The organism is Nitrospirota bacterium, from assembly GCA_016207885.1.
Taxonomy (GTDB): domain Bacteria; phylum Nitrospirota; class Thermodesulfovibrionia; order UBA6902; family UBA6902; genus JACQZG01.
Window position 1 is genome coordinate 1 of record JACQZE010000020.1, and the last position, 13,133, is coordinate 13,133.

The 13,133-nt window shown below is 46.9% G+C and carries 12 protein-coding genes; 5 read left to right on the forward strand and 7 right to left on the reverse strand.

The window, feature by feature from the left end; genetic code table 11:
• Positions 1-2,314 (reverse strand): delta-60 repeat domain-containing protein (locus HY807_09690; protein ID MBI4826670.1); only part of this gene is annotated, 2,314 nt, incomplete at its 3' end.
• A gap of 571 nt (positions 2,315-2,885) precedes the next feature.
• On the opposite strand from HY807_09690, the gene HY807_09695 reads away from it, so the two are divergent.
• Positions 2,886-3,731 carry a TIGR02757 family protein gene (locus tag HY807_09695; GenBank protein ID MBI4826671.1) on the forward strand — a complete coding sequence of 282 codons (846 nt, stop codon included), beginning with the start codon at positions 2,886-2,888 and terminating at the stop codon, positions 3,729-3,731.
• Here HY807_09695 and HY807_09700 read toward each other — a convergent pair.
• The 6 genes from HY807_09700 to HY807_09725 are packed head-to-tail and all read right to left on the reverse strand — an operon-like array spanning position 3,720 to position 9,752.
• Complete coding sequence (locus HY807_09700) at positions 3,720-5,873, reverse strand: urea transporter (GenBank protein MBI4826672.1); 2,154 nt, start codon at positions 5,871-5,873, stop codon at positions 3,720-3,722. The genes HY807_09695 and HY807_09700 overlap by 12 nt on opposite strands.
• Entirely contained in the window at positions 5,827-7,167 is a 1,341-nt protein-coding gene (locus tag HY807_09705) for a diaminopimelate decarboxylase (GenBank protein MBI4826673.1), read from the reverse strand. Before HY807_09705 ends, HY807_09700 begins: the two co-directional genes overlap by 47 nt.
• Complete coding sequence (locus HY807_09710) at positions 7,151-8,200, reverse strand: ATP-grasp domain-containing protein (GenBank protein ID MBI4826674.1); 1,050 nt, start codon at positions 8,198-8,200, stop codon at positions 7,151-7,153. The genes HY807_09705 and HY807_09710 overlap by 17 nt, the downstream gene beginning before the upstream one ends.
• Positions 8,197-8,451, reverse strand: a complete 255-nt coding sequence (locus HY807_09715; GenBank protein MBI4826675.1) for a PqqD family protein — start codon at positions 8,449-8,451, stop codon at positions 8,197-8,199. Before HY807_09715 ends, HY807_09710 begins: the two co-directional genes overlap by 4 nt.
• Positions 8,452-8,463: 12 nt before the next feature.
• Positions 8,464-8,883 (reverse strand): hypothetical protein, encoded by a 420-nt coding sequence (locus HY807_09720; protein MBI4826676.1) that lies wholly within the window; start codon positions 8,881-8,883, stop codon positions 8,464-8,466.
• Between the two features lie 11 nt (positions 8,884-8,894).
• Positions 8,895-9,752, reverse strand: coding sequence for a hypothetical protein (locus tag HY807_09725; GenBank protein MBI4826677.1), 858 nt, complete (start codon positions 9,750-9,752; stop codon positions 8,895-8,897).
• Between the two features lie 218 nt (positions 9,753-9,970).
• Between HY807_09725 and HY807_09730 the strand changes: the two genes are divergently transcribed.
• The 4 genes from HY807_09730 (at position 9,971) to feoB (ending at position 13,133) form a co-directional block, all read left to right on the forward strand.
• On the forward strand, positions 9,971-10,156 hold the full coding sequence (locus HY807_09730) for a ferredoxin (protein MBI4826678.1): 186 nt from the start codon (positions 9,971-9,973) through the stop codon (positions 10,154-10,156).
• Positions 10,157-10,174: 18 nt separating this feature from the next.
• Positions 10,175-10,495 (forward strand): cupin domain-containing protein, encoded by a 321-nt coding sequence (locus HY807_09735; protein MBI4826679.1) that lies wholly within the window; start codon positions 10,175-10,177, stop codon positions 10,493-10,495.
• A gap of 198 nt (positions 10,496-10,693) precedes the next feature.
• Complete coding sequence (locus HY807_09740; GenBank protein MBI4826680.1) at positions 10,694-11,137, forward strand: transcriptional repressor; 444 nt, start codon at positions 10,694-10,696, stop codon at positions 11,135-11,137.
• A gap of 19 nt (positions 11,138-11,156) precedes the next feature.
• The gene (feoB, locus tag HY807_09745) at positions 11,157-13,133 is read left to right on the forward strand and encodes a ferrous iron transport protein B (GenBank protein ID MBI4826681.1); all 1,977 of its coding nucleotides are present in this window, start codon (positions 11,157-11,159) and stop codon (positions 13,131-13,133) included.

A 13,133-nucleotide genomic window follows, 5' to 3' on the forward strand; every position in this document is an offset into this window, starting at 1 on the left:
ATACTGAAGGAAGTTCAACACATGTTGCTGAACAGCTCTTGTCAGCATTCATGGTAACTATCCCGTCAGCACGGTCAGCATCGCCGCTCCAGCCGGATATCAAATATCCCGCATTTGGTGCTGCGTTAAGTGTTACAGCAGTTCCTTCATCATATGCCTCTGAACAGTCTGCTCCGCAGTTGATGCCGGAAGGGGAGCTGGTAACAGTTCCGCATGCTGAAGTGACTGTCAATGTATGATTAGGCATAAATGCGGCGGTTACGGACTTATCTGTGGTCATGGCTACGATGCAAGTGCCTGTGCCTGAACATCCGCTTCCGCTCCAGCCTGTGAATGCAGAGCCTGCCGAGGGTGTGGCCGTGAATGTGACAAAGGTCATATAGTTAAGTGTCTCAGTACAGTCACCTCCGCAGTCAATGCCTGATGGTGAACTTGTAACTGTCCCGATTCCTGTGCCGGATTTGGTGACGGTTAAGGTGTAGGTTGCATCAAGCGTGAATGTTGCGGTGACTTGTTTTGCGGCATCAATTGTCACAGTGCATGTTCCAGTGCCGGAACATCCGCCCCCGCTCCAGCCTGTGAATGTCGAGCCTGTTGCAGGTGCTGTCGTGAGAGTGACGGATGTGTTGTAGTTGACCGTCTCAGTACAGTCGCCTCCGCAGTTGATGCCTGCCGGTGAACTTGTCACAGTTCCGCTTCCTGTACCCTCTTTACTGACGGCCAAAATGTTTGTGTCTGCAGTCACATTCAGACGTGCAATGTTAAAACGGATAGTGCCGCCCATTGCGTTAAACCATCCGCCTATGAGTATCTTTCCGTCTGCCTGCACTGATATCTTATATACCTCGCCCAGCGCATTGGGGTTGAATGCGGCATCAAGGCTGCCGTCTAAATTCAGCCGCGCTATATAATTATGGGTAATTCCGCCGATTGTCGTGAAATATCCGCATATGAGTATCTTTCCGTCTGCCTGCAATGCTATGGAATTGACATTGCCATTCGCATTGGGGTTGAATGCGGCATCAAGGCTGCCGTCTGAATTCAGCCGCGCTATACGGTTACGGGTCACACCGCCTATTGTCGTGAAAGCTCCGCCTATCAGTATTTTGCCGTCTGTCTGTAATGCTATGGAATTGACAGAACTACTTGCATTGGGATTGAATGCAACATCAAGGCTGCCATCTGAATTCAGCCGCGCTATACGGTTACGGGTCACACCGCCTATTGTCGTGAAAGCTCCGCCTATCAGTATTTTGCCGTCTGCCTGTACTGCTATGGAACTGACAAAGTCATTTGCATTAGGATTGAATGCGGCATCAAGGCTGCCGTCCGAATTCAGCCGTGCTATACGGTTACGGGTCACACCGCCTATTGTCGTGAAATATCCGCCTATGAGAATCTTTCCGTCTGCCTGTACTGCTATGGAACTGACAAAGTCATTTGCATTAGGATTGAATGCGGCATCAAGGCTGCTGTCCGAATTCAGCCGCGCTATCCCGTTGCGGGTAATTTCGCCTATTGTCGTGAAAGCTCCGCCTATCAGTATTTTACCGTCTGTCTGCAACGCTATGGAATTGACAGAACTTCCCTCCCAATAATTGGAAATTATGCCATGCACATATGTATTGAAGCCGTCAACTATTGGGATCGTAAATGTGGCCGTGACATATTTTGCGGCATCAATTGTCACAGTGCATGTGCTTGTGCCTGAGCACCCGCCTCCTGACCAGCCTGTGAATGTCGAGTCTGTGGAAGGTGTTGCCGTGAGCGTAACTGATGTCCCAGGGCTGTATTCCTCGAAGCAGTCTGCTCCGCAGTTAATTCCTTCCTGACTGCTCGTCACAGTCCCGATCCCTAAGCCGGGTTTATTGATAAGCAATGAATGTCTATTATATTTAGCATGTCTAGCGTAATATAAGACAGAATTGGTTCCATCAGGGCCTGCAAAAGCCAGATGGGGCTCATCATCAGGGCCGATGGCTATTGAACACTCAGTATTACCATCCTTGTGAAGATTAAAAACAGTCTCGGATTGCCACAAGCCAGCTGCATCCTGGTAAGAGTATTTTACTTCATAAGGCAAGCCGCCGGTCTTATCTATCTCGCATTTATGTCCTCTTTGCTGTGAGTCATAATCCATTGCATTGTCGGTTCTGTGTTCGAAATAAGCTTCATCCTGCCATGAGGTGCCGTTATAGGATTTGTATTTGTCAATGCTGATGCAGTTGCCGTTCGTTTTGGGATTATGCGGGTATTTGACATGAGGGGTATTATTTGCATCAAGAGATAAAAAAGTAGGACTGATGGCCGCCACTGGAAAGTCGGCTTGTATGTAACGCACCCCCGTTTGATGGGCTAAATTGTTCCCCTCGATTATTACATAATTCAAATTCATTAATAAATAATCCTGTTCATATAAGCAGAAATAATCTGTTCTATTTTGATCTTTTATCAAATAAATAATATGAGGTTTGTATGAAGAGTCTACATCGATTGAAGGTCTATAAGGAGGAGGAGAAGGCGTGACCTGTAGATTATTCTGATGAATTGTGATAATGTCCCAATCAGCTGCATCTGAGCGTTGCGGAAGAACAAATACCGCAGCCAACAAAAAGGCAAAAAACATATAGTGTTTTATGGGATATCTCATTTTAGCAAGCCTCCTGTGTCTGGTTATTTGTATTAGTTAATAACACTATTGCAGTACAATAACTTATTGGTAATAAGATAATAGCTAACGAACAAAATTAATACTACAGACTTATAGGGGGTATTAGCATAATTAATATTTATTTGCTTACAAACGCAGATTTGATTGTCTCTCATTAAAGTCTATGCGCAATGAGAGTATCGTTCAGGCTTCAAAATGCGTGTTAATATAGGTTATGCCGGTAAGCGCTGAGAAAGGTTCTGCCCTCAAGAAGGCCCTTGAAAAGTTTTACAAAGACTTTGACTTCCAGGAACGGCTGAAGCATGACCCGATCGAGTTCCCGCACCGCTATGCAAAGCCTGAGGACATCGAGATAGCAGGGTTTATCGCCTCGTCTTTTGCCTATGGCAAGGTTGGGTTATTTAAGCCGGTGATAGAAAAGATACTCCAGCCAGGCGGAAAGCACCCGGCATCTTTTATTCTCAACTTCGATATTAAGAAAGATAAAAAATATCTGAAAGGCATCAAATACAGGTTCAGCACAGAGGAGGATGTTCTCTGCTACGTCTATATGCTGAGCAACTCTCTCAAAGAATGGGGGTCATTGAAGAAACTCTTTACTAACCATTACCGTTCTGAACATGAAGATGTCAAAGAAGCGCTGACAGGTTTTGCAGATTGTTTTCTCAGTCTGGATACATCAAAAATATACGATATGAATATCAAACCTCTTGGAGTGACGCATCTCTTCCCTTCTCCAACCAAAGGGAGCGCGTGCAAGAGGCTGAACTTGTTTTTACGGTGGATGGTAAGGGCAAAGGACATCGATTTTGGCATCTGGGATGAGATACCGCCTTCAAAACTCATCATCCCTCTTGATACTCACATAGCGCGAATATCAAGATGCCTCGGCTTGACAGAGAGGACGGCCTCTGACTGGAAGACTGCCAAAGAGATAACAGAATCATTAAAGAGTTTTGACCCGAAAGACCCGATAAAGTATGACTTTGCCCTCTGCCATCAAGGCATTTCAGGGGCCTGCGGCAGCAATAGATGCGACAGTTGTCTGTTAAGGCGCTAAAACAATCTCCTTCCCGCCCTCTATCTTTAACGACTTCATCCCTGCCTTTCTTTTGAATACCATATCAACCACCGGCAATTCCTTCAGCCGAAAGGTCATAAACGGGATCTTAAGGCTCAGGGATGATCTTATATTCAGCATCATCTCGTCATTGATGGTTTCCGCTGTATAAAGGCGGTCTGCCATAAGGCTGACGCCAACGAGTGACAATACATCGATAGCCGCTTTAAATACCGTTGGTATGCCGTAATCAGCAGGCTCGAACGATCTCCATGTTATCTCTTGATCATTGGCTGTGAAAGGTATCTCTGATATAAAACTTCCCATGAGCGAAAGCCCTGCCGCGTCATCTCCTTCGATAGCCTTTACGCTTAGGACACCTCCTGATAATTGAAAATAGAGCCTTGCCTCTTCAGGCGATGACTTTAAAAAGGTGTTGCCGTAAAAATCCAGATCTGTGTGCCACTCTTCAATCTTTTCATTCTTTCCGCCGGTCACTTTGTATGTCCAGATCTTGTTCAATGAATATGGGAAGAATTCTTCATAGTCAGCAGCAGGGACCATATTCTGAACTATTGAACTTTCACTGATGTTTCCCTGAGGGATAAAGGTACGGCCTTCATCTCCTGTCATCACATTTGAGAATTCAAAACTGCTCGAGGGAGCCCCGGCTTTAGGAAGCACCTGGAATTGCATATGTATGTGCGGATAAGGCGAGCGTCCTGAATTGCCGCATGCCGCGATTATCTCGCCCTTTTTTATATCCTGCCCGGGAGCGGCTTTTATTGACCCTTTTTTTAGGTGCGCGAGACAGGAGTAGTAATTCTGGGCATGTTCAATAATGATGTAATTGCCCCAGTTCTCTTCTGTATTTGCTTTGCCGATGCTGTTGTCATGGACATCTTTTTTTATTGAATGAACCCTTCCGTCCGCAGGCGATATAACAGGCAGGCCGAATGAATAATGGTCTTCAAGTTCCAGCCCGTCTGACCTGTAGCTCCTGCCGTTGAAATCCACCGCCTGAAAATCATAGGCAAAGCGCCAGTCCTCCTTGTGCGTGACCTTACCGTCTATGCCCTGTGTGACCTGCCACCGACCGTGGAACGGAAGGGCGATCGTTATCGGGCTCTTCTTCCATTGTTTGAGTATCTCATGGTGCTTCCTCAGGCTCTCCTCAGGAGAGAGTACGCTGTTTTGAGAGAGATTAATATTCAAACAGGGATATATCCTGAAACGGAGCGCGTATAAAAAGAGCCAGACCGTTAAATTGAACGGGATCGCAAGCGGAGAGAGCGGGAAGGGCAGCAGCATGACGCATGCAGCGGTGATGATCACTGTTACGGCAGATGCCAGCAGTGCCAGAACAAAGCTGCCTGCGCCTGATATTGCAAAGACTCCGCCTATGGCAAGAGATGAGAACATGTAATTGAAGCCGAGATATTTTGCATTGATGATGTTCATATCAATTCCTGAAAATAGATGTATGTAATAAGCCGCGAGAAAGCCTGTCGCCATAAGGGTAAAAGCGATCCTTGAGTATATGAGTATTCCCGCTGCGATAAGGAGCCCTGAAACGGGATTGGGCTGAAAGAGTATGGCGCTGAACGAAGAGAGGAATGTATCCATATCAGACGGAAGAGGCGGCTGCATGTTAATAAGAGGCATGTTCTCTGCGGGAGTGAGATGCGATATCGCAGCGCCCGCTAACATGATCATGGAAGCGGTTATATTAAAAGGCATGCTCAGCGCTGGCAGTTTGAAATGTTGATCAAAGACATTATTAAGAAAGATGGTCAGGAGCGTGAGGAAGAGCGTTGTTAGAAGCAGGAAAAGAAGCAGAGGCATATCCATGGTATAAAAATATCCCGCTGCCAGTCCCGTCAGCGCGCCGTTAAAGCCGTAGAACCCTTTTTTTATGGACTGCCTGTCTGCTCCGAGAAGATATGCCCATGAGCCTGAAAAGAGGGCTCCGAGGATGCCCGTGATGCCGTGCAGAGGAAAGAGCATAGTTGCGGCAATTATTAAGATGCCCAGCAGCCTGCTGTTTGAGAAGAATATGTTTGAGTAGCTTAGCGGGATCGATCCGGAGATCAGCCTAATCAGGCTGGTCAGGGAATCTCTCTTTTGCCTGAAGGTAGTCAATGGTCTCCGCCTCTCTGATGATTGTTGCCTCTCCGTTTTCTCTGATCATCACCACATTGGGCCTCAATTGTATGAACTGCATCCACTGGGTGTTATTGTAAGCGCCGACAGGTTTTATAATAACAGCATCGCCTTTTTCAAGGTGAGGGAGCTTTATCAGCGGGTGTATCACGTCGATCTGCATGCACAGCGGGCCGTAGACCACGTGATCTTCAGAAGCATACCCTCTGTCAACGGCGGGCACGATGTCATGGTCATACCAGAACGCGGTAAAGAGGATGTTCACGCCTGCATCTATGACGAGCGCCCTCATGCCGCTTGCAAGCCTCTTCACAGCGCATACGGAAGAGACAAGTACGGCGCATTCGTCTATCAAAGCCCTGCCTGTCTCAAGTATGAGAAGGGGGAGTTCGTCAGGCCTGAATGCCGAGAGCAGTTCATCAGATACCGCTTCTGCGTATCTGTCAAACGCAGGGGCGGTCTCATTTGTCGGGAGATATGAGCCTTTGAGTTTATTGCGGGATGCGAAGCCTCCGCCGATATCAAGATATTTTACAGTTATGCCGAACTCCTCTTTTATCAGCTTGCTGAATCCGATGAGGCTCTTTATCTCCATACGGTATAGTTCAGGGTCAAGGATGAAGGTGCCGATATGGGAGTGAAGCCCTGTTATATTCAGCTTGCCTCCTGAGACCGCTCTCTTTACCGCCCTGTACGCCTCTCCTGAATCTATATTAAATCCGAATCTGTCCCATGCGGTATATGCCCCGAGATTCATGTTCAGCCTTATTCCGATATTCACTGAATCGCCTGTCTCATTGGCTATCTTCTCCGCGTCATAAAGCTCATCCATGTTGTCTATGTTCACCATAGCGCCTTCGGCCAAGGCGGCCTTCAGGATATGGTACGGCTTGAAAGGCCCGTTGAATATTATCTTCGACGGCTCGATGCCGAGACCCTTTGCCATCTCATATTCCATCTCAGAGACGACTTCTGCCCATGAACCCATGCGGTGAAATGTTTTACAGATGGCCTTCAGATAATTGGTCTTATAGCTCCAGGCATGCTGGACCTTCGGATATCGGAGTGTGAAGGCGTCTATAAGACGCCTGTACTGCTCCTTCATCTTCTTCTCTGAATAGACAAAAAGCGGGCTGTCGAATTGAGCGATGAGGTCAGTTACCTTTATGCCTTCGATAGAGTCATAGACCTGCGCCGCAGGGCGCTCCCCGAACTTGTTGATGATGCCGCCGTGATGCCGCGTTATAAAGGGTTTTTCATACGGCTTTTTCATAGACGATCTCTCCGGCTGTGAATAATGTCTGTATCCTTGCCAGGTCAGTTATGAGGTTAACGGTATAGTTGGTGAATACAATCCCTGTATTGTAATGGAGAGCTTCTTCAGCTTTATTCCCGTTAACAGCTTTTTGCAGAAGCATATAAGGCAGGTTCATGCCGGCGGCCTTTGCCAGATATATCCACGCGGGGAATCTCGGGTTTATCTCGATAAGATAAAAGGCATCGTCTGCTTTTGAATATATCGCCTCTACCTCAAGCGCCCCGCGCCATTTCAGCGACTTGACGATCTTCCGCGTCAAATCCATGAGGCCGTCATTTTTTATGCTCACACATGCCCACCCCTTGCCCTTATCCGTAAGCACCATCTTCTTCATGCAGACTATTCCCATCACCCCGCCGTCACCGTCACCGACGGCAGCGGCGTTGAACTCCTCTCCCTCAATATGCCTTTGTATGAGAATGGGATATCCCCATTTGGCAGCTATTCTAAGGGCGAAATGCGTTGCTTCATCAACTGTATGCGCAAGGTATGCGTCATAGAATATCCCCTTCACCATCACAGGAAATTTTTCTTTAAGCTGATGTATCCTGTTTACATCTGATATGAGATGAGTCTCAGGAGTTTGTATCCCGAATTCTTCCTGGAGTTTCTGCAGGTTCGACTTTGACCTTTTTGTGAACTGCTCCTCTGTCGGCAGAAGCGTTTTGATCCCCATTGCTGAGAGGTCCTGCTCGATCTGTATGAAGTTCATTATCTCTGAGTCAAGGGTCGGGATGATGACATCAAGATGCTCCTGCTCATGGATATAACGCAGTTTTTCCAAAAGCGCGTTTCTGCCTGCTTTCGGATAGGGCATGAGATATGCCGCGTCTATCAATTCGCTGTCAAGAATGCCCGGTTCAAGCGCGTCATAAGCGAGCCCGACGATACGCCCCTCCCATCCGGGATCTTCTTTTATGCTTCTTGCCACAGCGACGCCTGGGCCGGGGGTGTCTACCGCGTTGAGCCCTGTTATGGCAATGTTCATGCCGTATCCTTTATAAGCCCGCAATTGGCTAACTGGCCGAGAAAATCAAAGACATCCTTCTCTGCTGTATCGGCATTTACATCGTAGGCATCAAGGATTATCTGCTTTATCTCGTCTATGCCCTTGCCTTCTTTCAGGGCGTTCATTATCAATATCCCCTGGGCATTAGAGGTAAATATATATCCTGTTGACGGATCGAATATCAGCCCGCTCTCATTGACAGCGAGGTCTTTAAGCTTGTTTGTATCCATAAGCTCTCCGCATTACGGGCTTGTAATGTATCTCCATATATAAGCGACCATGCCGGTTGCCTTGTATCCGTTCTTCTGGCAGAAATCATCGGTCTTGGCGCACTCATCTATTGAGAGCCTCTTTGTCCAAACTGCCGCCTCAAAAGTGCCGTTCACAAACTTCGGATTGATCACCATCTCGGTAACGCCCTTTCCCAATTTGATCGGGAAGATGTGGTTTTCAGTTGTCATTGCGTCAGGGGTATAGAATGTCACGCCAAGCCACAGTCCGGATGCGAGCGCGGAAGTATTTATAGTGAGCTTCATGATGCCTGAGGGTTCCTTGCTGATCTCATAGCCGAGCGAATAGCTCTTCCCCTCTGCAAATGACATGGGCGCTGTAAGGATTAAACCGGATACTAATATGATGCATACTGTTAAAAACCTCTTCATTATTGCCCCCTTTAAAAGTTGATCCGCCCGCCCGCCGTGCCGTATGTTATATTGTAACGATCTGCTATATAATTATTTTTGTAAGCTTCATAAGTTACATCTCCGTAAACAGATACTGCTTTTGAGAGGTTATAATTCACCGATACCCCTGCGCTGCCGTTCTGGACATCAGAAAGGTTATATGCTGTATTCAGGTCAGGGTCATAGGCGAATATCCTCTGCCCTAACATTCCATAAAGAGAGATGCTTAACTGCTTCGGTATTGCATAGTAGGTAAGCCGTTCTTCAACAGCAAAGGCGTTTTCTTTATCCTGAACCTTTTCTGATAAATCAATATAGAAAAGCCTTGTCTGAGACCATATCCAGTCGTTAAAAAGCGATACACCTCCTGTAATGGTGAATTGGTCTGCCCTTGTATCGGTATACTCGGTACGGGCATATCCAAGATCAAGGTGTTTCCTTAAATCAGCGGAGTTATATATGGCTGACACATAAGGGATAAAGGTATTGTCCGAATTTATATCATCACTGCTGATGTGCAGGATACTGACTTTTCCGCCGATAGCACTCCCGTCTGCCCTTTTAGGCATCAAAAAATATGTGAGGCCGACATTTGTCCCATTGATGTCACCCAGAGGGGATTTACGGTTAAGATTGGAATTATTGATCTTCAGGCTTGCGCCGTATTCAGGGGCAGGGATATAAGAGAGATTCAGGGTCTCCGATATGATATCGTCTCTCTCAGCACTCCCTGAATAAGAACCGTAAGTAATATGCCCGAAGACAGATATCGCCTCTCCTTTTTCTTCTGCGAAAACCGGTAAGGCGATGAACATCGACAGTAAAACTATGATAAATTTCTTCAACATTGTTTCCTCCTGTATTTTTATATTCATATTTTAACATGAAGAATGTGAATCAATTATGAAAATATAAATGTTTATTCACCTGATTACAGCCCTGTCTACCCATGGAAACTGCCATTTGCTAAAGAAGAGATTGTGACATATGATTTATCTCATACCATAACTTATCTCAAAGCATCACAATAAGGCATGAAGAAAATAAATATATCAAGGAGGCTGAAATGAAAAAACCGGTTATTGATTATGATCTCTGTATCGGATGCGGCACATGTGTGGAGGTTTGTCCGGATGTATTTGAACTCAAGGGCGATGAAAAGGCGTATGTAAAAGCGCCTGAGAAGTGCGGCACATGCAACTGCGAGGACGCAGCGAATATGTGCCCGGTTGAGGCGATAACATTTGAGTAAGGTTAAAGGAGACAGGCCATGAAGACTTATGATCTGAAGGATCTGATAACATTCAAAAAAGACAAATTAACAAGAGAGATGCTCTTTGATTCCCCTGAGATGAGGGTGGCGCTGATGTGCCTTGAGCCCGGCCAGAAGCTCACGCCTCATAAGGCACCGATGAGGCTGATGATGTATGTTGTAGAAGGGAAGGGCACCTTCACCGTCGGCACAGAGAAGTTCGAGGCTGATGAAAAGACCTGCATCCCGTGCGACCCGATGGTTGAACATGGCTTTGACGCTGATAAAGGCGAGAAGCTTGTTGTGATGGCGGTTGTCACGCCGGTTGATAGTGAGTAGAAACAGAACAAATCCCGTTTGTTGTGCAACAGTTTAACGGCAGTACCCCTCTGTGTTTCTCCTTATAAAAGGGAGACGCAGTTTGCCGTCTAATTGAAAATGAATTTCAATTTCCTTGACATTCCCTTTTCTGCCGTGGTATAAAAGTTCATACGGAATATATAATCGTCACTTTGAGTAAACCGGATTAATTTATTTATGGACAAAGAGAAGCTTGCTGAAAAGAAGGAACGGCTGAGCGAATTCATTAAGACCGAGGGGCTGAAGTCCACGCGCCAGAGGGACGTCATAACTGCGGAGTTTTTGAAGACTGACGGGCATGTGACGGCTGAAGAGCTTTACAGAAAGATAATCAAAAAGCACAAGAACATCGGCTTTACGACCGTTTACAGAACTCTCAAACTGCTTGCCAAGTCAGGGCTTGCGGCAGAGCAGGTTTTCGCTGACAACCTCACAAGATATGAGTCGCTCTCAGGTGAAGAGCATCATGACCACCTGATATGTTTGACCTGCGGCTCGATAACGGAATTTCAGGATACCCGGCTGGAGAATATGCAGATAAAGATAGCTGACGATCTCGGCTTTCAGATATTAAATCACAAGATGGAGTTTTACGGTTACTGCTCTAACTGCAGGAAATAAAGGACTGAAGAGATAAATTATGCACGACCACTGTCATACAAAAAAAGAGACAACGAGCGGCTGCCCGAGGATATTTCTTGTAGGCAACCCGAATGTGGGCAAGAGCGCGATATTCGGCCTGGTCACAGGCAGGTATGTCACTGTCTCGAATTATCCAGGAACTACCGTTGAGGTGACAAAGGGCGAAGCGGTCATTAATAAGGAGACGTTCCAGATAATTGACACTCCGGGGGTAAACAGCCTTGTCCCGATGAGCGAGGATGAGAAGGTCACAAGGGACATCCTGCTTGAGGAAGAAGCAACCTCGGTAATCCAGGTTGTTGATACAAAGAATATCCGCAGGGGTCTCTCGCTCACGCTGCAGCTTATTGAGATGGGACTGCCGCTTGTCATAGCCCTGAATATGAGGGACGAGTCATCAAGCCGCGGGATAGATGTCAGGGAGGATCTGCTCAAGGAAAGGCTCGGCATCAAGCTTGTCTCAACCATCGCGGTTCAGAGGAAGGGGATAGCATCTTTAAAAAAGGCCGCTCTGGAGCCTGATGTCTCGCATTACAGGTTTTCGTATGACGCGACTATTGAGGAGTATATCTCAAAGATAGAGCCTCTTTTGCCTGAGTCGAACATATCAAGGCGTTCCATTGCGCTGATGATACTCTCCGGTGACAGGACCTTGAAGACCTGGCTCTTTGATAATCTCTCCGAAGATAAGATAAACAGGCTGGAAGAATTAAGGGATGAGGCATCGCAGAAATATTCGCAGCAGTTGAGCTTCATTATCAGCAGCCAGAGGCTTGCCAAGGTAAATGAGATCACAGATGAAGTGGTAATAAGGACAGTGCCGGACAGAAAGGGGCTGGCTCAATATATCGGCAATATAACAACGCATCCTGTGCTCGGGATACCCTTTCTCCTGCTGGTGATGTTTCTCATGTATGAGTTTGTAGGAGTTTTTGGCGCAGGCGTGCTTGTTGACTGGTTTGAGGATGTACTCTTCGGAAAATACCTGAACCCGTGGGCATTGAAGATCATCATGGCGGTTATCCCGTTTACTTTTGTACAGGAGCTTCTTATCGGGCCGTACGGCATCATCACGATGGCGCTCACTTACGCTATCGCGATAATACTTCCTATAACCGCGACCTTTTTTCTCGCTTTTTCAATTATGGAGGATTCAGGCTATCTCCCCCGCCTCGCAGCTATGCTGAACAAGGTCTTCAGGCTGATGGGGCTTAACGGAAAGGCGGTGCTGCCGATGGTGTTAGGGCTTGGCTGCGACACAATGGCAACACTTACGACAAGGATTCTGGACACGCCAAAGGAGAGGCTTATTGTCATAATACTGCTTGCGCTTGGAGTGCCGTGTTCAGCCCAGCTTGGCGTTATTCTCGGAATGTTCGGCAACCTGCCTGTCATGGCTTTTATTATCTGGGCTTCTGTCCTTATCCTGACGATATTTTTTGTCGGTTTTCTCTCTGCTAAGCTGATACCGGGCGAGAGGGCGGACTTTATTCTTGAGCTTCCGCCTATAAGAAAGCCGCAGCTTTCAAATGTCCTGATAAAGACGCTGTGGCGTATCGAATGGTATCTGAAGGAGGCTGTCCCGCTGTTTATTTTGGGGACATTAATACTCTTTACAGCAGACAAACTGAAGATAATTCCAGCTATTCAGAAGATGGCATCTCCTCTGATAGTCACTGTCCTTGGCCTTCCGGCTGAGGCGACAGAGTCATTCATAATGGGTTTTCTCAGGCGCGATTACGGCGCGGCAGGGCTCTTCAGACTCCAGAAAGATGGGCTTTTAAATGCCGAGCAGGTCGTTGTGAGCCTTGTTACCATAACACTTTTCATCCCGTGCATCGCGAACCTCTTCATGATCATAAAGGAGAGGGGCGTAAGGACAGGGCTGGTGATCGCTCTCTTCATCTTTCCGTTTGCAATAATAGTGGGCGGTATCCTTCACAGAGTGCTCATGTGGCTGAATATTTTTGGATAA